The organism is Mycoplana ramosa (genome assembly GCF_041930185.1).
Lineage (GTDB): Bacteria > Pseudomonadota > Alphaproteobacteria > Rhizobiales > Rhizobiaceae > Mycoplana > Mycoplana ramosa.
In genome coordinates this window covers 268,984-289,949 of record NZ_JBHEEW010000001.1, presented here as the reverse complement: position 1 = coordinate 289,949, position 20,966 = coordinate 268,984, and the positions used below count along the sequence as shown (strand labels likewise).

20 protein-coding genes are annotated in these 20,966 nt (G+C 65.1%); 15 read left to right on the top strand and 5 right to left on the bottom strand.

Annotated features, from left to right (window positions below; genetic code table 11):
• The first annotated feature begins 13 nt into the window (after window positions 1-13).
• Genes aroC through JNC62_RS01285 form a run of 3 tightly spaced genes read left to right on the top strand, consistent with a single transcriptional unit; the run spans window position 14 to window position 3,408 of the window.
• Window positions 14-1,111 carry a chorismate synthase gene (gene aroC / locus JNC62_RS01295; protein ID WP_374835647.1) on the top strand — a complete coding sequence of 366 codons (1,098 nt, stop codon included), beginning with the start codon at window positions 14-16 and terminating at the stop codon, window positions 1,109-1,111.
• A gap of 25 nt (window positions 1,112-1,136) precedes the next feature.
• On the top strand, window positions 1,137-2,237 hold the full coding sequence (ribB, locus tag JNC62_RS01290; protein ID WP_374835190.1) for a 3,4-dihydroxy-2-butanone-4-phosphate synthase: 1,101 nt from the start codon (window positions 1,137-1,139) through the stop codon (window positions 2,235-2,237).
• Between the two features lie 49 nt (window positions 2,238-2,286).
• Window positions 2,287-3,408 (top strand): hypothetical protein, encoded by a 1,122-nt coding sequence (locus JNC62_RS01285; protein WP_374835188.1) that lies wholly within the window; start codon window positions 2,287-2,289, stop codon window positions 3,406-3,408.
• A gap of 39 nt (window positions 3,409-3,447) precedes the next feature.
• Here the strand turns inward: JNC62_RS01285 and JNC62_RS01280 are convergent, their stop codons facing one another.
• Window positions 3,448-4,641: a winged helix-turn-helix domain-containing protein gene (locus JNC62_RS01280; protein ID WP_374835186.1), complete on the bottom strand. Its 1,194-nt coding sequence runs from the start codon at window positions 4,639-4,641 to the stop codon at window positions 3,448-3,450.
• A 199-nt stretch (window positions 4,642-4,840) separates the two neighbouring features.
• On the opposite strand from JNC62_RS01280, the gene JNC62_RS01275 reads away from it, so the two are divergent.
• The 10 genes from JNC62_RS01275 to JNC62_RS01230 all read left to right on the top strand — a co-directional run bounded on the left by JNC62_RS01275 (window position 4,841) and on the right by JNC62_RS01230 (window position 14,152).
• On the top strand, window positions 4,841-5,521 hold the full coding sequence (locus tag JNC62_RS01275) for an energy-coupling factor ABC transporter ATP-binding protein (RefSeq protein WP_374835184.1): 681 nt from the start codon (window positions 4,841-4,843) through the stop codon (window positions 5,519-5,521).
• Window positions 5,515-6,120, top strand: a complete 606-nt coding sequence (locus tag JNC62_RS01270) for an energy-coupling factor transporter transmembrane component T family protein (protein WP_374835182.1) — start codon at window positions 5,515-5,517, stop codon at window positions 6,118-6,120. The genes JNC62_RS01275 and JNC62_RS01270 overlap by 7 nt, the downstream gene beginning before the upstream one ends.
• A gap of 123 nt (window positions 6,121-6,243) precedes the next feature.
• The gene (locus tag JNC62_RS01265) at window positions 6,244-6,807 is read left to right on the top strand and encodes a biotin transporter BioY (RefSeq protein WP_374835180.1); all 564 of its coding nucleotides are present in this window, start codon (window positions 6,244-6,246) and stop codon (window positions 6,805-6,807) included.
• 121 nt (window positions 6,808-6,928) lie between these two features.
• Window positions 6,929-7,855, top strand: coding sequence for a histone deacetylase family protein (locus JNC62_RS01260; protein ID WP_374835178.1), 927 nt, complete (start codon window positions 6,929-6,931; stop codon window positions 7,853-7,855).
• A gap of 2 nt (window positions 7,856-7,857) precedes the next feature.
• Window positions 7,858-8,112, top strand: coding sequence for an exodeoxyribonuclease VII small subunit (locus JNC62_RS01255; protein ID WP_374835176.1), 255 nt, complete (start codon window positions 7,858-7,860; stop codon window positions 8,110-8,112).
• A gap of 436 nt (window positions 8,113-8,548) precedes the next feature.
• Complete coding sequence (locus tag JNC62_RS01250) at window positions 8,549-8,938, top strand: winged helix-turn-helix transcriptional regulator (protein ID WP_374835174.1); 390 nt, start codon at window positions 8,549-8,551, stop codon at window positions 8,936-8,938.
• 92 nt (window positions 8,939-9,030) lie between these two features.
• Window positions 9,031-9,954 carry a pirin family protein gene (locus JNC62_RS01245; RefSeq protein ID WP_374835172.1) on the top strand — a complete coding sequence of 308 codons (924 nt, stop codon included), beginning with the start codon at window positions 9,031-9,033 and terminating at the stop codon, window positions 9,952-9,954.
• A 204-nt stretch (window positions 9,955-10,158) separates the two neighbouring features.
• Window positions 10,159-12,078 (top strand): 1-deoxy-D-xylulose-5-phosphate synthase, encoded by a 1,920-nt coding sequence (gene dxs / locus JNC62_RS01240; protein WP_374835171.1) that lies wholly within the window; start codon window positions 10,159-10,161, stop codon window positions 12,076-12,078.
• 71 nt (window positions 12,079-12,149) lie between these two features.
• Entirely contained in the window at window positions 12,150-12,905 is a 756-nt protein-coding gene (locus tag JNC62_RS01235) for a TlyA family RNA methyltransferase (protein WP_374835169.1), read from the top strand.
• Window positions 12,902-14,152, top strand: coding sequence for a class I SAM-dependent RNA methyltransferase (locus tag JNC62_RS01230; RefSeq protein WP_374835167.1), 1,251 nt, complete (start codon window positions 12,902-12,904; stop codon window positions 14,150-14,152). The genes JNC62_RS01235 and JNC62_RS01230 overlap by 4 nt, the downstream gene beginning before the upstream one ends.
• A gap of 301 nt (window positions 14,153-14,453) precedes the next feature.
• On the opposite strand, the gene greA is transcribed toward JNC62_RS01230, so the two are convergent.
• The 3 genes from greA to JNC62_RS01215 all read right to left on the bottom strand — a co-directional run bounded on the left by greA (window position 14,454) and on the right by JNC62_RS01215 (window position 17,598).
• Window positions 14,454-14,936, bottom strand: a complete 483-nt coding sequence (gene greA, locus JNC62_RS01225; protein WP_374835166.1) for a transcription elongation factor GreA — start codon at window positions 14,934-14,936, stop codon at window positions 14,454-14,456.
• Window positions 14,937-15,053: 117 nt separating this feature from the next.
• Window positions 15,054-15,803, bottom strand: coding sequence for a crotonase/enoyl-CoA hydratase family protein (locus tag JNC62_RS01220; RefSeq protein ID WP_374835164.1), 750 nt, complete (start codon window positions 15,801-15,803; stop codon window positions 15,054-15,056).
• Between the two features lie 13 nt (window positions 15,804-15,816).
• The gene (locus JNC62_RS01215) at window positions 15,817-17,598 is read right to left on the bottom strand and encodes an acyl-CoA dehydrogenase (RefSeq protein WP_374835162.1); all 1,782 of its coding nucleotides are present in this window, start codon (window positions 17,596-17,598) and stop codon (window positions 15,817-15,819) included.
• Between the two features lie 411 nt (window positions 17,599-18,009).
• On the opposite strand from JNC62_RS01215, the gene JNC62_RS01210 reads away from it, so the two are divergent.
• Window positions 18,010-19,116, top strand: a complete 1,107-nt coding sequence (locus tag JNC62_RS01210; RefSeq protein ID WP_374835645.1) for a glycoside hydrolase family 25 protein — start codon at window positions 18,010-18,012, stop codon at window positions 19,114-19,116.
• A gap of 162 nt (window positions 19,117-19,278) precedes the next feature.
• A complete protein-coding gene (locus JNC62_RS01205) occupies window positions 19,279-19,887 on the top strand; it encodes a DUF6656 family protein (RefSeq protein WP_374835160.1) in 609 nt (202 codons plus the stop codon).
• A gap of 28 nt (window positions 19,888-19,915) precedes the next feature.
• On the opposite strand, the gene JNC62_RS01200 is transcribed toward JNC62_RS01205, so the two are convergent.
• Window positions 19,916-20,953, bottom strand: coding sequence for an MBL fold metallo-hydrolase (locus JNC62_RS01200; protein ID WP_374835158.1), 1,038 nt, complete (start codon window positions 20,951-20,953; stop codon window positions 19,916-19,918).
• Between the last annotated feature and the right edge of the window lie 13 nt (window positions 20,954-20,966).

Sequence of the window (20,966 nt, the reverse complement as noted above, 5' to 3'; positions counted from 1 at the left end):
CGGGCAGGATTTCATGTCGCACAATACTTTCGGCCATCTTTTCCGCGTGACCACCTGGGGCGAGAGCCACGGCCCGGCGCTTGGATGCGTCGTCGACGGCTGCCCGCCCGGCATCCGCTTCACGCTCGCGGAGATCCAGGCCTGGCTCGACAAGCGCAAGCCCGGGCAGTCGCGCTTCGTCACCCAGCGCCGCGAAGACGATCTGGTGCGCGTGCTCTCCGGCGTCATGCTCGATGACGACGGCGAGACGATGATCGCCACCGGCACGCCGATCTCGATGATGATCGAGAACACCGACCAGCGCTCGAAGGATTATTCCGAGATCGCCAAGCGCTACCGTCCCGGTCACGCGGACTACACCTACGACCTGAAATACGGCATTCGCGACTATCGCGGCGGCGGACGCTCGTCGGCGCGCGAGACGGCGGCGCGCGTCGCTGCCGGCGGGATCGCGCGGAAGGTCGTGCCCGGCCTGACCGTGCGGGCGGCCCTCGTGCAGATTGGCAAGCACAGGATCAACCGCACCAACTGGGACTGGAGCGTCGTCGACACCAACCCGTTCTTCGCGCCCGACCCGGAGATCGTGCCGGTGTGGGAAGAGTATCTCGACGGCATCCGCAAGGCCGGCTCCTCGGTGGGGGCGGTTGTGGAAGTTGTGGCCGAAGGCGTGCCGGCGGGCATCGGCGCGCCGATCTACGGCAAGCTCGACCAGGACATCGCCGCCAACCTGATGTCGATCAACGCCGTGAAGGGCGTTGAGATCGGCAACGGCTTCGGCGCCGCCGAAATCACTGGCGAGGAGAATGCCGACGAGATGCGCATCGGCCCCGACGGCCGGCCGATCTTCCTGTCGAACCATGCCGGCGGCATCCTCGGCGGCATCGCGACGGGCCAGCCGGTCATTGCCCGCTTCGCCATCAAGCCGACGTCGTCGATTCTGACCGAGCGCCGCTCGATCGACAGCGACGGCAACGAGGTGGACGTGCGCACCAAGGGCCGGCACGACCCGTGCGTGGGGATCCGGGCGGTGCCGATCGGCGAGGCCATGGTTGCCTGCGCGATCGCCGACCACTATTTGCGGGACCGGGGCCAGACCGGCCGGCTGGCTTAACCGCGACACGACCAGGAGTTACGAAATGTCCTTTGACCAGAAGCGCGTTGTCGATGCGATCCGGGCGTTCGAGGCCGGCGAGATCGTCGTCGTGACCGACGACGACGGGCGCGAGAACGAGGGTGACCTGATCGTCGCCGCGGTTCATTGCACGCCGGAAAAGATGGCCTTCATCGTCCGCCACACCTCCGGCATCGTCTGCGTGCCCATGCCGCGCGAGGAGGCCAAGCGCCTGAACCTCAGCGCCATGGTGGCAGACAACGATTCGGCGCACACCACCGCGTTTACGGTCTCGGTCGACTTCAAGCACGGCACCACCACCGGGATTTCCGCCGAGGACCGGACGCTGACCGTGCGCAATCTCGCCAATCCCAATATCGGCCCTGCCGATTTCGTCCGTCCCGGCCACATCTTCCCGCTGGTTGCCCGCGAGGGCGGCGTGCTGATGCGTTCCGGCCATACGGAGGCGGCCGTCGACCTCTGCAAGCTTGCGAGCCTGCCGCCGGTCGGCGTCATCTGCGAACTCGTCAACGACGACGGCACCGTGACGCGCGGGCCGCAGGTGGCGCAGTTCGCCGAGACGCACGGGCTCAAGCAGGTGTCGGTGGCCGACCTGATCGCCTATCGCCAGCGCAAGGAAACCCTGATCGAACAGGGCGCCACTTTTGACATCGACACCCCCTTCGGCAAGGCGCAGGCGACAACCTACTCCCTGCCGTGGGATTCGATGCACCATATGGCCGTCGTCTTCGGCGACATCCGCGACGGGGTCGACATCCCCGTCCGGCTGCACCTGGAGAACGTCGGCGAGGACGTCTTCGGCAGGGACCGGCAGCTAGAGGCGATCATGAAGCGCATCACCGAACACGGCCGCGGCGTGATCGTCTATCTGCGCGAGGGCTCCGTCGGCGTCGGCGTATCGAAGACGGCGCGCAAGGGCAGCCACGACCGCGAGGGACACAGCGAGGCGATGGCGCGCGAGAACGAATGGCTGGAGATCGGCCTCGGCGCACAGATCCTCAAGGACCTCGGCATAACCTCCATCAGGCTCATGGCTTCCCGCGAACGCCACTATGTCGGGCTCGAAGGCTTCGGCATCCATATCGCGGCGACGGACATTTGCTAGACGCGGCCATGGCAGTCGCGAATTTCCCGTGGCGGAACGTGAAAGCTGCATGAAGCAGGACAAGCCTCTACGCCTGGTGATGCATATCGGTCCGCACAAGACCGCGACCACCTATATGCAGGCCAATTTCCACCACAACGCCAATCGGCTGCGGGAGCGGGGCTGGCTCTATCCGGCAATCGGCGAGCGTGTCGGCATCGCCCATCACGACCTCTCCGACCATGAGGCGCAATTTCTCAAGCGCGACGGCGCTGCCTATTCCGATTTTCTCAAGGTGCTCCAGAACGCCGACCGGGAAGGTCTCAACATCCTTCTCTCGTCGGAGGGTTTCAGGCGCTGGAAAAAGGAGCACTTCCAGGCTGTCGCGGAGATGATCGGCAACCGCTCCCTGCAGCTCGTCTATACCCTGCGTGATCCGCTCGACACGATCTATTCGCTGTGGGCGCAGAAAGCCGGCATGGGGTCTGCGCCAAGCCTGCCGCAGTGGATGGAAAAACCGCTGCGAAACCCGTTGCGGGCACCCTACCTGAACCCGCTGAGGGAGATCCGGCCGGTGCTCGCGCTGCCGGGCGTGGACTACAAGGTTCTGCTCTACGAGGAGATCCGCCGGCAGAAGCTGGACATCTTCGCCTACTTCCTCGAGACGGCGCTCGACATCCATGACCTCAAGGCGACCAAACCATCGACCAACGAGCGGCTGCCGATCGAGATGACGGAATTCATCCGACTGCTGGCCAAGGACAGCAGATTTCCCACAGGGAAATCGAACAGCCGCAAGGCACTCCACATCGGCCAGGTCGTGCGCTACCTGTTCACGCCCGAGGAGAAGGCGCGCATCGTCGATGCTATCGCAAGCGATGGTGCTTCGGCGCGCCGCACGCTCGTGCTGCAGCGCGAATCCGAGGATTTCCGCACGGTCGAGGCGCGCCTGCTGAACACGTTGCGTGAGCGTATGCATCCGCGGCCGGCTGGCGATCGGATCTTCTCACGGCACGCAGCAGAGTTTGCGTATTACGACGAGGAAGAACTGCGCAGGGTTCCGGCCGTGCAGGAACTGCTGCAGACCGCCCTCCAAAAGACCCGCAAGACCTATCCTCCCCTTGCCGCCATGAACATCGGCAAGCGCATGCTGGTCAAATGGCGCAAGCTGCGGAAACGGGTTCGCTTCTGAAGGTCGTGAACACCATCCACGCCGGGTGTTCATGCGGCTTCAATCCGGCCGCCAACCGTCGAGATGGCAGACCGTCTCGACGCCGGTGAAGCGGGCCAACCGGGCCAGTTCCGCCTCGAGGCGCTCCATTCGCCCCGCCGAGCACCTCACGCCGGGCTCGAGCCAGAGCTTTCTGACCACCAGTTGGCCGGCCTTGCGGTCCGCCTTCATGTCGATGCGCCCGATCAGGCGATCGCCTTCCAGGAGCGGGAAGACATAGTAGCCGTATTGCCGCTTCGGCTCCGGCACGAACACCTCGATGCGGTAGAAAAAGCCGAACAGCCGTTCCGTGCGGTTGCGATCGCGGATAAGCGGGTCGAACGGCGACAGCACGCGCAACCGGGCGGGCGGCGCGGGTGCGTCGGCGAGTGCTTCCGGGAGGTCGGCGGAGGCGTGGCAGGCGCGCGGTTTGCCGCCGTTGGCCGGCTCGACGAGGACCGGCCGAAGTTCGTCGCGGTGGGCTTCGACCCAGCACCGCGCTTCCTCCGGGGAAACCAGGTCCCAGAATGCGGCAATCTCGCCATGGGTGGCGAAGCCGAGCCGCGACAGCGCGCTGCGGCAGGCCCAGTCGACAAATGTGTCATGATCCACTTCCGGCTCGTGATGGTGCTGCGGCACCACCCGTTCGGCGAGATCGTAGACTTTCTGGAAGTTCTCCCGCCGTGCAATTGCGATCTTGCCCGTGCGCCAAAGGTATTCCAGCGCCGTCTTGTTCGGATGCCAGTTCCACCAGCCGCCGGATTCGTGGTCGGCGGACTTCAGCTCGCGCGACAGCACCGCACCGCCCTCTGCGATCCTGCGGTGGGTCTCCTCGAAAGTCGTGTCGAACCCCTCCCCCTGCCAGCGGCGCCACCGTTCGAGGATGGCGCCATTTTCCCGCCGGAACTTGTGCTTCCAGTAACGGTAGAAGGCGCTCGGAATGATCGAGGCGTCGTGCGTCCAGTTCTCGAACAGCTCCCCGTCCTTTTCCAGCAGGTCGGCCAGGTGCTCGCGGCGATAGGTCTGGTTGCGGGAAAACAGGATCTGATGATGGGCGCGCTCGACCGTGGCGATGCTGTCGACCTGGACGAAGCCGATGTCATGGATCAGCCGCAGCAGGCCGTCCTTGCCGAGTATGCGGCCGGGTGGCGTGCAAAGCCCCTGCCTTGCCAGGAAGACGCGGCGGGCGTCAGAGTTCTTAACCAGAGTCGTCATGCGCCATGATAGGCATATATTCCCACATCTTCCAACCCGTTTCCGTTGCGGGCGAGCTCGACAGCGTTTCGGGTTAACGCATCCCGCCGAGGCAGGATGTCACGGGTCTGATCGTTCAGAAGGATGCCCGGCCGCACGCTTCAATTCGACCCGGAAAAGCTCTATAGCTCGCGCCACGTCACCGGCCCGGGAGTTCCCATTGGACATCGTTTTCAGCGACGCTTCGGCCAGCTTCGCCGGACAAACCGCGCTGCATCCCCTCTCGCTGAGGCTCAGCGAGCGCCGCATCGGTATCATCGGCCTGAACGGCTCCGGCAAGACGACCTTCGCACGCTTGATCAACGGGCTGGTTCGCCCGGCCTCCGGCCGGGTGACGGTTGGCGGCCTGGACACGGTGAAGGACGAGGAAGCGGCGCGCGGGCGGGTGGGCTTCATCTTCCAGAACCCGCAGCACCAGATGATCCTGCCGGTGCTGGCCGAGGATATCGCCTTCGGCCTGAAGAGCCGCGGACTGGCAAGGGACGAGATTTCCAGGCGAACGGAGGCCGTGCTTGAGCGCTTCGGCATTGGGCATCTGGCAACGCGCCGCGTGCATGAGCTTTCGGGCGGCGAGAACCAGCTTGCCGCGATCGCCAGCGTTCTGGTGACGGGACCGGACGTCCTGATCCTCGACGAGCCGACGAACCAGCTGGACCTGAGGAACCGCGGCCTGATCGAACGCACGATCGCCGCACTTCCCGAACAGGCGATCGTGATCACGCACGACCTACCGCTGCTCGACCGCTTCGACCGGGTGCTTCTGTTCCATCTCGGCCGGCTTGCCGCCGATACCACGCCGGCCGAAGCGGTCCGCATCTATCGGGAAATCGCCGCATGCTGACCGGCCTCGACATCCAAGGCGATACGCCGCTGCACCGCCTGTCGGGTCGCGCCAAGCTGATCCTGCTGTTTGTCGCGGCGATCGCTCTGTTCCTGCAGGACAGCCCGTGGCTGTTGGCGGGCGGCGCCATTGTCGCCGCCGGATTGTACGGCTCGACCGGCATCCATCCTCGCGAGGCCTTTCGCCGGGTGCGCTTCGTGCTGTTCACCGTTCTGCTCGTGGCACTGGCGAACTACCTCTTCCATTCGCTCGCAGACGCCCTTTCCGTGCTGTTCCGGCTGACCGCGCTCGTGCTGCTCGCCGCCGCCGTCACGGCGACCACGACGATTTCTGCGTTCATGGACGAGATCACGCGGCTGCTGCGCCCGCTCGAGCGCTTCGGCTTCGTCCGCGCCGCCGACGTCAGCCTGGCCGTCGGGCTGGTGCTGCGGTTCACGCCGGAAATCTTGGCGCGCTACGGCGACATCCGCGACGCGCACAGGGCGCGCGGTCTGCGCGTGCGTCCGCTGGGAATTCTGCTGCCGCTGATCATCTTGACGCTGAAGGACGCCGATACCGTCGCCATGGCGATTGACGCGCGCGGATTTCGCCGTCAATAACCTCATATTGGCGGCCTTCAATCTCGACATATGCCGCGAAAACCTACGACTTCGGAGACCATGCGCCTGCCGAAACCGACCGCGATCTTCGGCACGCCGCAGCTTTTTGCCGGGAAGACCTGCATGACCACCAGAGACCTCGTCCTCGTCGCCCTCTTTGCCGCCATCATCATCGTGCTCGGCCTGTTGCCGCCGATCACGCTCGGCTTCATTCCGGTGCCGATCACGGCCCAATCGCTCGGCGTCATGCTGGCCGGCTGCATCCTCGGTGCCAAGCGTGGCGCGGCCGCCGTTCTTTTGGTCGTGCTTCTGGTGGCGATCGGCCTGCCGGTGCTGTCGGGCGGGCGCGGCGGACTTGCCGTTTTCGCCGGACCGACCGCCGGCTACCTCGTCGGCTGGGTTGCGGGCGCCTATGTGACCGGGCTGATCGCCGAGCGCCTGGTGCGCGAGGGTCAGGCAGAGTTCCAGCAGCTTCTCGGATTTCTCGTCGCTGCATCCGTCGGCGGCATCGGGATCGTCTATCTCTTCGGCATCGCCTGGCTCTCCTACATGAGCGGCAAGGCCTTCGTCGAAACGACGCTCGCCTCGCTCATCTTCATCCCCGGCGACCTGGTCAAGGCCTTCGTGGCGATGCTGGCGGGCCGTGCCGTGCTGGCCGGCTATCCGCTGCTGCCGGTCCGCACCTGATTCGCACCAATGGCGGGCGCCGTCGGCGCCCGCCTACTTCCGTTTGCACGGCTGTTGAAAAGCGCGCCGCACCGCCCCATTTCCCGTGGACCATACTGTGCGCAGCGGATAGCCTCCGATCATGACGACGCTCCTCTTCGAAAGCCCGATTTTTCTCGAGCACAAGACACCCGAGGGGCATCCCGAGCGGGCCGACCGGCTTCGGGCGCTGAACCTTGCCCTGGAACACGAGCGTTTCCAGTCGCTCGTCCGCAAGACGGCCGAGCCGGCAAGCGAAGACTTCGTCCTCCTTGCCCATCCCGAGGCTCATCTGCGCGCCGTTATGAAGGCGATCCCCGAAGAGGGCATCAACCAGTTCGAGTCCGACACCTATGCCAGCCCTGCCAGTCTTCAGGCGGCGCTGACCGCGATCGGCGGCGCGATCTCGGCGGTCGACGCGGTGTTTACCGGCGAGGCGGACAACGCCTTCATCGCCGCGCGGCCGCCCGGCCATCACGCCGAGAGGTCGAAGGCGATGGGCTTCTGCTTCTTCAACTCCGCGGCCATCGCCGCACGCCACGCGCAAAAACGGCACGGCGCCGAACGCATCGCCATCGTCGACTGGGACGTCCACCACGGCAATGGCACGCAGGACATCTTCTGGGACGACCCGTCGGTGCTGTTCTGCTCCACCCACCAGATGCCGCTCTACCCCGGCACCGGGGCAAAGGACGAGGTCGGCGCCGGCAACGTCGTCAACGCGCCGCTGTCGCCGGAGACCGGCAGCGATCACTTTCGCGAAGCCTTCAGGAGCCGCGTGCTGCCGCGGGTCACCGAGTTCCGACCCGACCTGATCGTCATCTCCGCAGGCTTCGACGCGCACCATCGCGACCCGCTGGCGCAACTCCACCTCGTCGCCGACGACTTCGACTGGGCGACGGCAAAACTGATGGACATCGCCGAACGGTCAGCATCGAACAGGGTGGTCAGCCTGCTTGAAGGCGGCTACGACCTGCAGGGGCTGGCGGAATCGGCCGCCCTGCATATCCACCGGCTGATGAGAGGCTGATCATGACCACAACGACCCCCATTGCGGATGTCTCCGCGCTTTCCTTCGAGCAGGCCGTGGAAGAGCTCGAGAAAATCGTGGCGGCGCTGGAACGCGGCGACGTGGCCCTCGACAAGTCGATCGAGATTTACGAACGCGGCGAGGCGCTCAAGAAGCACTGCGAGAAACTCTTGAACGCTGCCGAAAACCGAATCGAAAAGATCAGGCTCGACCGCGCTGGCAATCCACAGGGCGCGGAGCCGCTCGACAACGGCTAAGCCCCAGGATGTCATCGGGTCACACAATCGTGACCCTGTGTCATCGCTTACCCCGCAAACCGGTCCGCGACCAACCCCGGCTGTCCGCAACGGCTGGGGTTTCAACATTTTTGCATTCTTTCAAAGTCTTGAGCAATCCTCGTTTGCCAGCCAATTCGTCACGCCACTTTTGCATGGGCTCGCTATTGGGGGATTGCAAAAAATGAAAAGACCGATCAAGTAGTCCCCACATAAGGAGTCCCCTCATTAAATGGGATCACCTTATGCACGTGCATCCAGCCACCGCTGACACGATACAATCGAAATACCACGGGCAAGACGTGACGAAGGAAAAATGAAGAGCATTTTCAAGCGGTCAGGGTCTCCTCCCACCCCGACGGCGCTTAACGCGCGATTTTGACGACTCTCTTGCCCCCATTCAATATGCAGGCCTCTCATGCTGAATTGTCACCCCCCATCCGAACGCCGTCATCACTCTCTCGGCGCGAGCCGCCATATTCTTGACCGGGTTGGCGACAAATGGTCGTTGTCGGTCATCGAAACCCTCTGCCACGGCCCGTTGCGCTTCAATGAACTGAAGAAGCAGGTCGAAGGAATCTCCCAGCGCATGCTGACGCTGACGCTCCGCCATCTCGAGCGTGACGGCCTGGTCACCCGCACGATGTTTGCAACGATCCCGCCGCGCGTCGACTATGCGCTCACGCCTCTCGGCTTCAAGCTGCTCAAGCCGGTGTCGGAACTGGTCGAATGGGTTCGCGAAAACAGCGCGGAGATCGAGGCGGCGCAAAGGACCTTCGACCAGCAGACGGTCACCCCCCTGCCCTGAACACAGTGTTCACGCGGCAACTCCACATGACCACTTGCCACGACTGGCCGCCTCTTGTTCACTGTCTCCACAGATGAAACGGAGTGCGCGACATGAGCTTCTTCCCTGGACCGGATCCCGTCGCAGGCGACGCTGCCGCCTGCGACGCCTTGGAACATCTGATCATCCCCCGCACCAGCGATCTCGGCGGCTTTGAAGTGCGCCGGGCGCTGCCAACGGCAAAGCGCCGGCTTGTCGGACCCTTCATCTTTTTCGACCGGATGGGACCGGCCCTGTTCAGGGCGGGACAGGCGATCGATGTGCGACCGCACCCGCACATCGGCCTTTCGACCGTCACCTATCTGTTCGATGGCGAGATCAAGCACCGCGACAGCCTGGGGACCGAAATGGTCATCCGGCCCGGCGATCTCAACCTGATGACGGCCGGACGTGGCATCGTCCACTCGGAGCGCTCGCCGGAAAACGTCCGCGGCCATCCGCACAGCCTTTCGGGCCTGCAGACCTGGCTTGCCCTTCCCGACGGTCAAGAGGAAATCGATCCGGCCTTCGTTCATACGACGCACGACGAGCTGCCGGTCTTTGCCTCCGACGGCGTCCAGGGGCGCGTGATCATCGGCCACTACGAAGGCCATCGTTCGCCGGTCAAGGCGCCCACCGACACGCTCTACACCGACCTGATGCTGGCGCCCGGCGCCAGCGCGCCGCTGGCGGCGGACTGGGAGGAGCGCGCCGTCTATGTGCTGTCCGGCGAACTCGACGTGGCCGGTGACATATTCGGGGCCGACCGGCTGCTGGTGTTCCGTCCCGGTGATGCCATCACGCTGAAGGCCGGCGCCGAAGGCTGTCACGTCGCGCTGTTCGGCGGTGCGGCGCTCGGCTCGAAGCGCCACATCTGGTGGAATTTCGTCTCCTCCTCGCGGGAGCGAATCGAACAGGCCAAGCAGGAGTGGCGGACGGGACGCTTCGACATCGTGCCGGGCGACGAGGAAGAATTCATCCCATTGCCCGAAGACTGAGGCGTGCCTGCCCCGACAAAGCCTTCTTGTCGTTCCAGAAGCGCGTAATCCGGCGTTCGGCGCGGTTTCATTGTCGGCAAATAGCGCATAAGTTGGCGTGAAGGTTGCAAAGCGCCGACGCATCGGCAATGACAGGCAGAACAGGACCATCGGCACGGCCCGCGAAGGCTCGTCCAGCCGGCGGTCGGCAAAAGGGCATCAAGAGTGAGACAATTGCCAGCCACCCCCCTGCTCGATCAGGTGAATACCCCGGCAGATCTGAAGAAGGTGGACGATCGCGACTTGCCGCAGCTCGCCGCCGAGTTGCGCGACGAGATGATCGACGCCGTTTCGGTGACCGGCGGCCATCTCGGCGCCGGCCTTGGCGTCGTCGAGCTCACCATCGCCATCCACAAGGTGTTCGACACGCCGCACGACCGGCTGATCTTCGACGTCGGCCACCAGTGCTACCCGCACAAGATCCTGACCGGCCGGCGCGACCGGATCCGCACGCTGCGGCAGGAAGACGGCATTTCGGGCTTCACCCGCCGGGCGGAGAGCGAGTACGACCCCTTCGGCGCGGCGCACTCCTCCACATCGATCTCGGCCGGCCTCGGCATGGCGGTGGCGTCCGAGCTTTCCGGCACGCCTCGCAATGTGATCGCCGTCATCGGCGACGGGGCGATGTCGGCCGGCATGGCCTACGAGGCGATGAACAATGCCGGCGCGCTCGACGCCCGCCTGATCGTCATCCTCAACGACAACGACATGTCGATCGCCCCGCCGACCGGCGCGATGAGCGCGTATCTTGCCCGCCTGGCTTCTGGCCGCACCTACATGGGCATGCGCGAGCTCGGCAAGAAGATGACCGCCTATCTCGGCAAGTCGGTCGACCGCGCGATCACCCGCGCCGTCGAGCACGCACGCGGCTACGTCACCGGCGGCACGCTGTTCGAGGAGATGGGCTTCTATCATATCGGCCCGATCGACGGCCATTCGTTCGAGCACCTTCTGCCCGTCCTGCGCAACGTCCGCGACAATGGCAAGGGCCCGGTGCTGATCCATGTGGTGACGCAGAAGGGCAAGGGCTATCCGCCGGCAGAGGCCGCCGCCGACAAGTATCATGGCGTCAACAAGTTCGACGTCATCACCGGCGCGCAGGCCAAGGTCAAGCCGAATGCGCCCTCCTACACGTCCGTCTTCGCCGACGCGCTGATCCAGGAGGCCGGCTTCGACGACAAGATCGTCGGCATTACCGCCGCCATGCCGAATGGCACCGGCCTCGACAAGTTCGGCGGGATCTATCCGACGCGCCTCTTCGACGTCGGGATCGCCGAGCAGCACGCGGTGACCTTCGCCGCCGGCCTCGCCGCTGAAGGCTACAAGCCGTTTGCGGCGCTCTATTCGACGTTCCTGCAGCGGGCCTACGACCAGGTGGTGCACGACGTGGCGATCCAGGGCCTGCCGGTCCGCTTCCCGATCGACCGCGCCGGCTTCGTCGGCGCCGACGGGCCAACCCATGCGGGATCGTTCGACACCACCTATCTCGCGTCGCTGCCGGGTTTCGTCGTCATGGCCGCCGCCGACGAGGCGGAACTGAAACACATGGTGCGAACGGCCGCAGCCTATGACGAGGGTCCGATCTCGTTCCGCTATCCGCGCGGCGAGGGCGTGGGCGTCGACCTGCCCGAGCGCGGCGAAATCCTGGCCATCGGCAAGGGTCGCCTCATCAAGCAGGGAACGAAGGTTGCGCTGCTTTCTTTCGGCACGCGACTGGCGGAATGTCTGCTTGCAGCCGAAGACCTCGATGCCGCGGGCCTCTCCACCACCGTTGCCGACGCGCGCTTCGCAAAGCCGCTCGACCACGACCTGATCCGCCAGCTTGCCCGCCATCATGAGGTGCTGGTGACCATCGAGGAAGGCTCGATTGGCGGTTTCGGCAGCCATGTCCTGCAGTTACTGGCCGTCGAGGGGCTGCTGGAGACCGGCCTGAAGGTGCGGCCGCTGGTGCTGCCCGACATCTGGATGGAGCAGGCGAAACCGGAAAGCATGTATGCGAAGGCGGGGCTTGACCGCGCCGGCATCGTCGCCACCGTCTTCAAGGCGCTCGGCCAGAAGGATATCGGCGTCGGCGTCGCCGGCTGATTTCTCTTGCCTCCGGCCTTCAGCGCACGCAACGGACTTGCCTCGATGGCCGCAACACGCCATGAGAGGCGATGACCGACACGCCCGCCACATCCCTGCGTCTCGACCAGTTGCTCGTCGCCCGCGGCCTGTTCGACAGCCGATCGCGCGCCCGCGACGCCATCGCTCGCGGCACCGTGCGCGTCGACGGAAAGGTCACGACCAAGGCGGGCGCGACCGTCGGCGTGGACGCCTCGATCGACCTCGATGATCCGGCGCGCGCCTATGTGTCGCGCGCAGCACTCAAGCTTGTCGCAGCACTCGACCATTTCGGGCTCGATCCGACCGGGCTCGACTGTCTCGACATCGGCGCCTCCACCGGCGGCTTCACCGAAGTGCTGCTGCAACGGGGGGCGCAGCATGTGGTGGCGGTCGACGTCGGCCACGGCCAGATGCATCCCCGCATCGCGCAGGACAACCGTGTCACCAATCTCGAAGGACTGAACGCACGCGTGCTGTCGACGGCTGAGGTCGGCCAGCGGGCGATCGGCTGCGTCGTCTCCGACGTCTCCTTCATCTCGCTGAGGCTGGCGCTGCCGCCGGCGCTTTCGTTGGCACGACCCGGCGCCTTCTGCGTGCTGCTCGTCAAGCCGCAATTCGAGGCCGGGCGCGAGGCGATCGGCAAGGGCGGCCTGCTCAAGGATCCCGCAACGGGGCCGGAGGTCGCCGCAACGCTCGAGCGCTGGCTTGTCGAGGAAATGGGCTGGGCGAGCCTCGGCATCATCCCCTCGCCGATTGCCGGCGGCGACGGCAACCAGGAATTTCTTCTCGCAGGACGCAAACCATGAGCACGGAAACGGTCACCATCAACAGGCTCGGCAGCGGCGGCGACGGCATTGCCGCCGGTCCGGACGGTCCCGTCTACGTTCCCTTCACCCTTCCCGGCGAAACCGTCGCGATCGCCCGGGTGAAGAACCACGGGACGGTGATGTCGACGTCCGTCGCCTCCCCCGACCGGGTCTCCCCGGCCTGCCACCATTTCGGCCCCGACGGCAGGAACGGTGCTTGCGGCGGCTGTTCGCTGCAGCACGCCGGCGAGACGCTGTATCACGCCTACAAGCGCGGCCTCGTGGTGGACGCGCTCAAGTCGAAGGGTTTGACGCCCGACGTGGCACCCCTCGTCATCGCCCGCCCTGGTGAGCGGCGGCGGATGGTCTTCACCGCCCGCAAGACCGAGAAGGGCATGCTGCTCGGCTTCAACCAGGCGTCCAGCCACCACATCGTCGACATCGACGAATGTCCGATCAGCAGCCCGGGGATCGTCTCGCGGCTGGACGCGATCCGCCTGGTCGCCGACGCATTGGCGACCGACAGCCAGGGCTTCCGGCTGACCGTGCTGGAAACGCTTTCGGGCCTGGATCTCGCCTTCGAGGGGATCCGCAAGATCGGCGACAAGCAGCGCCGCGCCGTCACCGAATGCGTGCTCTCCATGCGCGGCATCGCCCGCGTGTCCAACGACGGCGAGATCCTGATCGAACCGCAGAAGCCGCAGATCGACTTCGGTGGCGTGCCGGTCATCCCGCCGGCCGGCGGCTTCACCCAGGCGACGAAACAGGCCGAGGAGGCAATGGCGAGCCTCGTGCTCGACCATCTCGACAAGGCAAAGCGCGTTGCCGACCTCTTTTCCGGGTCCGGCACGTTTGCGCTACGGATCGCCCGGACGGCCCGCGTCCATGCCGTGGAAGGCGACGAGAAGGCGCTGCAGGCCCTCGACCACGCCTCGCGGCATGCGCAGGGTCTGAAACCCGTGACAGTTGAAAAGCGCGACCTGTTCCGCCGGCCGCTGATGGCCTCGGAACTGAAGGTGTTCGACGCCGTGGTGTTCGATCCGCCGCGGGCGGGCGCAGAGCATCAATGCCGGGAACTCGCCCGTTCGGGGGTGAAGAAGATCGCCGCCGTCTCGTGCAACCCGGTGACGCTGGCCCGCGACCTTTCGATCCTGGCTGCCGCCGGCTACCGCATCACCGGCGTGACGCCGATCGACCAGTTCCTCTGGTCGTCCCATGTGGAGGCGGTGGCGACGCTGGAGAAGTAGGCGGGAGGGGTTGCCGGCGCATAATGGATTGACTACCCCCTGAACGGAGTCCGCGGATGCGTGTCCTTGCCCTATGCTCGCTCTTGCTGCTGTCGTCCTGCATGACCCGCATCCCGGAGGAAGTGCTTGACGCCGATTGGTGCAGGGACATGGCTGTGGCAGAGGCCAAAGCGACCGGAGCCGGGCGAGAGAACCTCGCCGCGGCGATGATCAAACATGATTGCAAGGGAAAGCTCGCTGCTGCCGAGTGACAAACCGGAAACGGAGTTTCTGGCGCAAAAAGGCGCTGAAGCGTTGTCCTTTACGCGATGGCGGTGATCTCGAGTTCCTGCTCGCCGATGCTGGCGACATCGCCGATCGACTTGCCCATGAGAACCCTGGCCACGGGAGAAACATAGGAAATCGTACCGGCCTTCGGATCGGCTTCGTCCTCGCCGACGATCCGGTAGGTCTGCACGCGGCCGTCGTCACGGGCAAATGTCACCGTGCTGCCGAATGCGACGGTCTCGGACGATGTCGGGTCGGGGACGAGTTCGGCCGTCCGGACCCGTTCAGCGTAGTAGCGCAGGTCACGCAAGGGCCCGGCCGCCTGCCGGCGCCGTTCGTTCACGTCTTCGATCGTGTTTGCCGCATGGTAGGCCTCGCGCGCCTGTTGAAGCTGCAATTCCAGGGCTTTCAGCCCCGCTTCGGTGACGAGGTTCGGGTGCGGCGAAACCGGGCGGTCGGGCAACAGGGTTTCCGCAGCCGTTTCGGCACTCTCTTCCTTGACGAAGGCAACGCTCAATTTCTCGAACTCCATTTGGACGCAATGTGCATTCGAATGCAGGTGGGGCCGCAGGATCGATTTGTCAAACCTCGGATCGTGCAACGAAAGCATCGGCTTCACCGGCGATCGACGCGGCTACTTCTTCGCCATGAAGGCCTCGAGGGCGGCGCGGGCCTCGGCGCTGCGCAACCGCACGGCGAAATGATGCGTCTCCTCATCGATCCGGCCGGCGATCTCCTCGCGATCGCCGCGCAGCAGTTCGCGTGCGGTCCGCAAGGCCTCCGGCGGCTTGGCTGCCAGGCGCCGCGCAAGTTCCACCGCTTCGGTCTCGACCGCGTCCACGACCTTCCAGATCAGGCCGGCGGCACGGGCCTCCTCGGCGGAAAAGTTCTCGCCGGCCACAAGCAGGGCGAAGGCACGCTGGTGCCCCATCAGCCGCGGTGCGATCAGGCTGGAGGCGGCCTCCGGCACGAGCGCCAGATCGACGAAGGGCGCGCTGAAGGACGAACGCCGCGAGGCGACGGTCAGGTCGCAATGCAGATGGATCGTGGTGCCGATGCCGATCGCCATCCCGTCGACACCGGAGACCAGCGGCTTGGTGTGGGCGGCGAGCGCGTGCAGAAAATCGACGACCTCCCGGCCCATGATGCCGCCCATGGCGAAGGCCAGGAAGTCGGCCATGTCGTTGCCGGCGGAGAAGCAGCCGTCCGACCCGAGCAGCAACGTGACTCGGATCGAGGGGTCGGCGTCGGCTGCACGCAATGCACCCGTCATCGTCTGATACATCGCACGGGTGATGGCGTTCTTCTTTTCCGGCCGGTTCAGGCGGATCACCTGCACACCGGGCAGCGTCTCGGGACGGTCGATAAGCACATGGTCGGTCATCTGGTTTTTCTCCTCAGCCGAGAACCGCGCGCGCCGTCGCAAGGCTCGCCGCTCCGTTGACGATCCGATCCTTCAATGCCGCCGTCTCGGCCATGAGATTTTCCGCGGCGAAGCGGCACAGCGCGGTCCGCTCCCCCCTGCGGCCGTCGCCGGCATCGGCCAGCGCGCCCTTGGCGAGATAGGCACCGGTCAGGGCAAGGCCGAAGAGGCGCTGATAAGGTGTTGCGCCCGCGAGCGCTTCCGCCTGGCGGCCATCCGCGAGCGCCTTGCCGAGCCAGGCAGTGGCGGCCTCGAGATCGGCGAGGCTCGCCTCCAGCCGGGAGGGCGTTTCGCCGAAGGCCGGATCGCTGGAGGCGGCCACGGCGCGCGCAATCGCTTTCAGTTCCTCGATGAAACCCTTGATTTGGACACCATCCGAGAGCGGCAGCTTGCGGGTGACGAGGTCGATTGCCTGGATGCCGTTCGTACCTTCGTAGATCGGCGCGATGCGGGCATCGCGATAAAGACGGGCGGCGCCGGTCTCCTCGATAAAGCCCATTCCGCCGTGAACCTGGATGCCGAGGGAGGCGACGTCGACGCCGGCATCGGTCGCAAAGCTCTTGGCGATCGGCGTCAGCAGGCTCGCCCGTTCGGCCCAATGCCGCGCCTCGTCGCCGTCCGTCACATGCGACATGTCGATTGCGTGGGCGCAGGCATAGGTGATGGCGCGCGCCCCCTGCGTCAGCGCCGTCATCGTCAGCAGCATGCGGGTGACGTCGGGGTGTTCGACGATCGGGCTCATGCCCGCGCCCTGCCAGCCCGGCGCCTTGCCCTGGGTGCGCTCTCTGGCATAGGCGACCGCCTTTTGCGTGGCGGCCTCGGCGATGGCAACCCCCTGCATGCCGACGGCGAGCCGCGCGTTGTTCATCATCGTGAACATGCAGGCCAGCCCCTTGTTTTCCTCGCCGACCAGCCAGCCGATCGCGCCCGGCTCGTCGCCGAACCGCCCGTCGCCATAGATCATCGTGCAGGTTGGCGAGGCGTGAATGCCGAGCTTGTGCTCGATCGAGTGGCAGAACACGTCGTTGCGGGCACCGAGCGCCCCATCGGCGCTGACGAGGAACTTCGGGACGAGGAACAGCGAAATGCCGCGCGTTCCAGCCGGCGCATCCGGCAGGCGCGCCAGCACCAGATGGACGATGTTGTCGGTGAAATCGTGCTCGCCGTAGGTGATGAAGATCTTCTGGCCGAAGATGCGGTAGGTGCCGTCGTCGCGCCGCTCGGCGCGCGTCTTCATCACGCCAAGATCGGATCCGGCGTGCGGCTCGGTGAGGTTCATCGACCCCATCCATTCGCCGGACACCATCTTCGGCAGGTAGGTCTGCTTCAGCGTCTGCGAACCATGCGCCGAAAGGGCCTCCACCGCGCCGATCGTCAGGGTCGGGCCGATGGCAAAGGCCATGGAGCCGCCGTTCCACATCTCCATCGTCGCGACGTGGAGCATGTGCGGCAGTCCCTGCCCGCCAACCGCGGGTTGCGCCGTCAGCGAGTTCCAGCCAGCCTCCGCCCAGGCCCGGTAGAGCGCCGGCCAGCCTTCGGGCGTGGTCACGCGTCCATCCCGCAGCGTCGCGCCCCGGCGATCGCCGGCTTCTGCCCGCGGCGCAATCTCATCGCTGGCAAAACGCCCGGCCTCAACAAGGATCGCGTCGACGAGGTCACCGGACAGATCGCCAAATCGCCCTTCGCCCAACACCGCCTCAAGGCCGGCGACATGGCGAAGCGTGAACGCGATCTGGTCGACCGGAGCCTTGTACATGATGTCCTCCACTGATTCCTCTGCGCACGCCTTCGGCCGAAGCATGGCGGTCGAACGGCAAAGGCGCAATGCGCGGCAGGGTATTTATTTTTACGTAAGCGTCAAAGCCAAAGCCACGCCAAGTGACCCGTCGATCCCGCCCTTTCGGGAAGCAGGCGCTTTTTCACTTTTCAACTGATCTGCCCCGTGTAAATTAGGACTGCCTTTCGGAAACGTGAGGCAGGGGAATTCTTCATCTCACGCACAGCAAAACTGACCGGCATAGATAGACGCCGCAGTTTCCCGGTCGTTCCGGGGAACAACCGGCTCGGGGGACGGCTAAGCCAGACCCCAATGTTAACGTCGTGCTAACCATGTCGACGGCACCATCCGGGGCGGAGGGGCAGAAGCGGGGATCGAAGCATGACGACGATGAAGCGATTGGTTGCCGCCGCTGCTACGCTGCTGCTGACCCTGCCCGGCGGGCTTTCCGCAACCGACCTTGAGCCCTGGAGAAACGCGGAAAATGCGATCGTCATCGATGCCTACGAGATGAACGCGATCGACTGGCCGCTGATGCTTGCCGACAAGCGCATCGCCGGTTTCATCTCGAAGGCATCCGACGGCTTGCCGGAAAGCTTTGATTGCAAGGGCGAACATGACGGCGACACGGTCGCGCACTGCAAGACGATGTGGCGCAAATATGCCGTCAGCCGGGAACTCTACGAGACGCGGCGATTGCTGGCGAAGGCACAGGGCCTCTTGTGGGGCGCCTATCATCTCGCGCGCCCGGGCAACCCCGTCGACCAGGCCAATCACTTCCTCGACTACGCCAAGCCGCAACCCGGCGAGATGATGGCGCTCGACATCGAAGGGATCGACCCGGAGCAGTACATGTCGCTCGCAGACGCGCAAGTCTTCGCCGGCCACATTCGCGCGCGCACGGGCCGGTACCCCGTTCTCTACACCAACCACTCGACGGCAAAATACATCGCCGCGAACCGCAGCAAGTACCGCATACTCTCGCGTCTGCCGCTCTGGTACGCCCGCTACAAGCCGGGCATCCGCGCCGTCTTCCCGCTCGGCAACTGGGACAATTATGCGCTCTGGCAGTTTTCCGCAGCCGCCAACTGCAACAAGCGGCGCTGTCCCTATCGCGTCAAGGGCACGCTCAACGACATCGATGTCAATGTCGCTCCGATGAGCCGTTCGGCGCTGGCGAAGATCTGGGCCTTTGGCGACCTTCTGCCGGAGAAGCCGCTTGGTGGCGCTGACGAAGTCCCGGTCGACGAGATCGTGACGGCGTCGGTGAACCGCGGAGCGGCGGCCGACGAACCCAAATCGATGCCGGTGAAAGTCACGGCGGAAACGATTGCCGGCGTTGCCGCAGTTGCAAGCTCGAGTTTGGATGGCGGCGGAACCTCCGCGATGATGGCATCATCGGCAAACGAGCCCTCTCCCGTGGACGGTGCGGTCACACCTGCCGCGGCACATCCCGGCAGAAATCCGGCCCTACCTCTGAACTATCGGGATTATTGAGCCTTCCGAGGCTGCGAATTCGGGTCAACGCCCTCCGACCGGATCGTCACAGCCCGCCTGGCTCGGCCCTGCGTTGTTCGGCCAGGCTGCACTTTGCGTAAGGCGGCGTTAACCATAAGCACGCATGATCCACTCCGAATACGCCCCTTCCGGAGTGCCCCCGTGCAGCCCACGCCGACACTGAAATATTACGACGCCGCCGCCTACAAGCGGGCGCAAGGCACGCGGTCGCTCGCCCATACCGAGTTCCTTCGGACCGGCAAGCTCGACAAGCTTGGCGACGGGAAGCGGACCGGCAAGCGGTACATGAGCTACCCGGAGGTTGCCGAGCAGACCGGCCGGAAACTGGAGAAGGCCGGCACCCTCACCCATGCGCGCATCAACGGCTTCCACCGGGCGATCCGCTTTCCCAAGCTGATCTTCCACCGCACCCTCGCCTCCATGCCGCATCTCGGCTATTGCCACGTCACCCTCTCCAAGACACGCCTTGCCAGGCAGGAGGACGTCCAGTGGTCGTTCTACATGGCCAATTTCTATGCGGAGATCGGCGACGGCGAACGCTTTTTCGAAGCGATCAGCCCGAAATTCTCGCGCATGTACTTTGCCGTGGCGACCTGCCCCTCGCAGAGCGGCGAGCGGCTGGAAATCAATCGAGCGGTCGGCGAGGACGGGGTGCTGTTCCACACCCACGACCCGAAGCTGGCCATGAAGAACGTGCTCCTGCTCGGCGCCCGCAGCGACGAACTGCGCAAGATCATCCGCGCGATCTGAACCGCCGACGCGGCAACCTGCAAACGGGTCACCGGACGACCGGGCCGCTCGCCTTCTTCCACGCGGCCATTCCGCCCTCGATGTGGCAGGCGTTGGTCAGCCCGGCATCCTGGGCGGCCTCGACCGCCATGGCCGAGCGCTCGCCGAAGGCGCAGTAAAAGACGATCCGCTTGCCGGTCGCGGCGGCGAGTTCATGCAGCATCCCGCCGGCGCTGACGTTTTCCTGCAGATCCGGGTAAGGCGCGTGGAGCGAGCCGGGGATGATGCCGTGCTTCTGGCGCTCGGCCGTCTCGCGCAGATCGACGAGCACGACATCGCGGCTGCCCCGCAGCGCCAGTGCCTCTGCCGCCGTCACCGCCCAGCCCCTCCTGGCGATCTCCTCCTGATGCAGGCCGACCCGCATGTTGGCGGGGACGGCCACGTCCATCATCTTCGGATTGGGCAGGTGCAAGTTGTTCATCAGGTCGACATACTCGTCGACGGAGCCGACCCTCAGCCGCGGATTGAAGCGCTTCTCCTCACCGATGGTCGAGACCGTGTCGCCCTTGTAGTCGTGCGCCGGATAGACCAGCGTTTCCTCCGGCAGCTTGAGAAGCTTGTTGAAGATGGAGTCGTATTGCTGTCGCGGATCGCCGTTCTGGAAATCGGTGCGCCCGGTGCCGCGGATCAGGAGCGTGTCGCCGGTGAACACACGCCCGCCCATCAGGAATGAGTAGGAATCGTCCGTGTGGCCGGGCGTGTAGAGCACGTCCAGGCTCAGGCCCTCGATCGCAATGCGGTCGCCTTCGGAAACACGCATGGAGACCACGTCGGCTGCCGTCTGCTCGCCCATCACCGTTATGCAATGGGTGCGGTCGCGCAACGCGCCGAGGCCGGTCACGTGATCGGCGTGCAGGTGGGTATCGACCGCCTTGACGAGCTTGAGGTCCAGTTCCTCCACGAGGCGCAGGTAACGATCGACCTTTTCCAGCACGGGGTCGATGATCAGCGCCTCGCCTCCCGAGCGGCTGGCGATGAGATAGGTGTAGGTGCCGGAGACACTGTCGAAAAGCTGGCGAAAGATCATCGGCACCTCCAGA

Excerpts from the sequence above, each read along its gene's own strand:
- JNC62_RS01245 (WP_374835172.1), top strand. The coding sequence starts at position 9,031 with ATGAGCTTCTTCCCTGGACCGGATCCCGTCGCAGGCGACGCTGCCGCC.
- JNC62_RS01250 (WP_374835174.1), top strand. The coding sequence starts at position 8,549 with ATGCTGAATTGTCACCCCCCATCCGAACGCCGTCATCACTCTCTCGGC.
- JNC62_RS01210 (WP_374835645.1), top strand. The coding sequence starts at position 18,010 with ATGAAGCGATTGGTTGCCGCCGCTGCTACGCTGCTGCTGACCCTGCCC.
- aroC (WP_374835647.1), top strand. The coding sequence starts at position 14 with ATGTCGCACAATACTTTCGGCCATCTTTTCCGCGTGACCACCTGGGGC.
- JNC62_RS01270 (WP_374835182.1), top strand. The coding sequence starts at position 5,515 with ATGCTGACCGGCCTCGACATCCAAGGCGATACGCCGCTGCACCGCCTG.
- JNC62_RS01215 (WP_374835162.1), bottom strand. The coding sequence starts at position 17,598 with ATGTACAAGGCTCCGGTCGACCAGATCGCGTTCACGCTTCGCCATGTC.
- JNC62_RS01265 (WP_374835180.1), top strand. The coding sequence starts at position 6,244 with ATGACCACCAGAGACCTCGTCCTCGTCGCCCTCTTTGCCGCCATCATC.
- JNC62_RS01280 (WP_374835186.1), bottom strand. The coding sequence starts at position 4,641 with ATGACGACTCTGGTTAAGAACTCTGACGCCCGCCGCGTCTTCCTGGCA.
- ribB (WP_374835190.1), top strand. The coding sequence starts at position 1,137 with ATGTCCTTTGACCAGAAGCGCGTTGTCGATGCGATCCGGGCGTTCGAG.
- JNC62_RS01285 (WP_374835188.1), top strand. The coding sequence starts at position 2,287 with ATGAAGCAGGACAAGCCTCTACGCCTGGTGATGCATATCGGTCCGCAC.
- JNC62_RS01230 (WP_374835167.1), top strand. The coding sequence starts at position 12,902 with ATGAGCACGGAAACGGTCACCATCAACAGGCTCGGCAGCGGCGGCGAC.
- JNC62_RS01200 (WP_374835158.1), bottom strand. The coding sequence starts at position 20,953 with ATGATCTTTCGCCAGCTTTTCGACAGTGTCTCCGGCACCTACACCTAT.
- JNC62_RS01260 (WP_374835178.1), top strand. The coding sequence starts at position 6,929 with ATGACGACGCTCCTCTTCGAAAGCCCGATTTTTCTCGAGCACAAGACA.
- JNC62_RS01235 (WP_374835169.1), top strand. The coding sequence starts at position 12,150 with ATGACCGACACGCCCGCCACATCCCTGCGTCTCGACCAGTTGCTCGTC.
- JNC62_RS01255 (WP_374835176.1), top strand. The coding sequence starts at position 7,858 with ATGACCACAACGACCCCCATTGCGGATGTCTCCGCGCTTTCCTTCGAG.
- JNC62_RS01220 (WP_374835164.1), bottom strand. The coding sequence starts at position 15,803 with ATGACCGACCATGTGCTTATCGACCGTCCCGAGACGCTGCCCGGTGTG.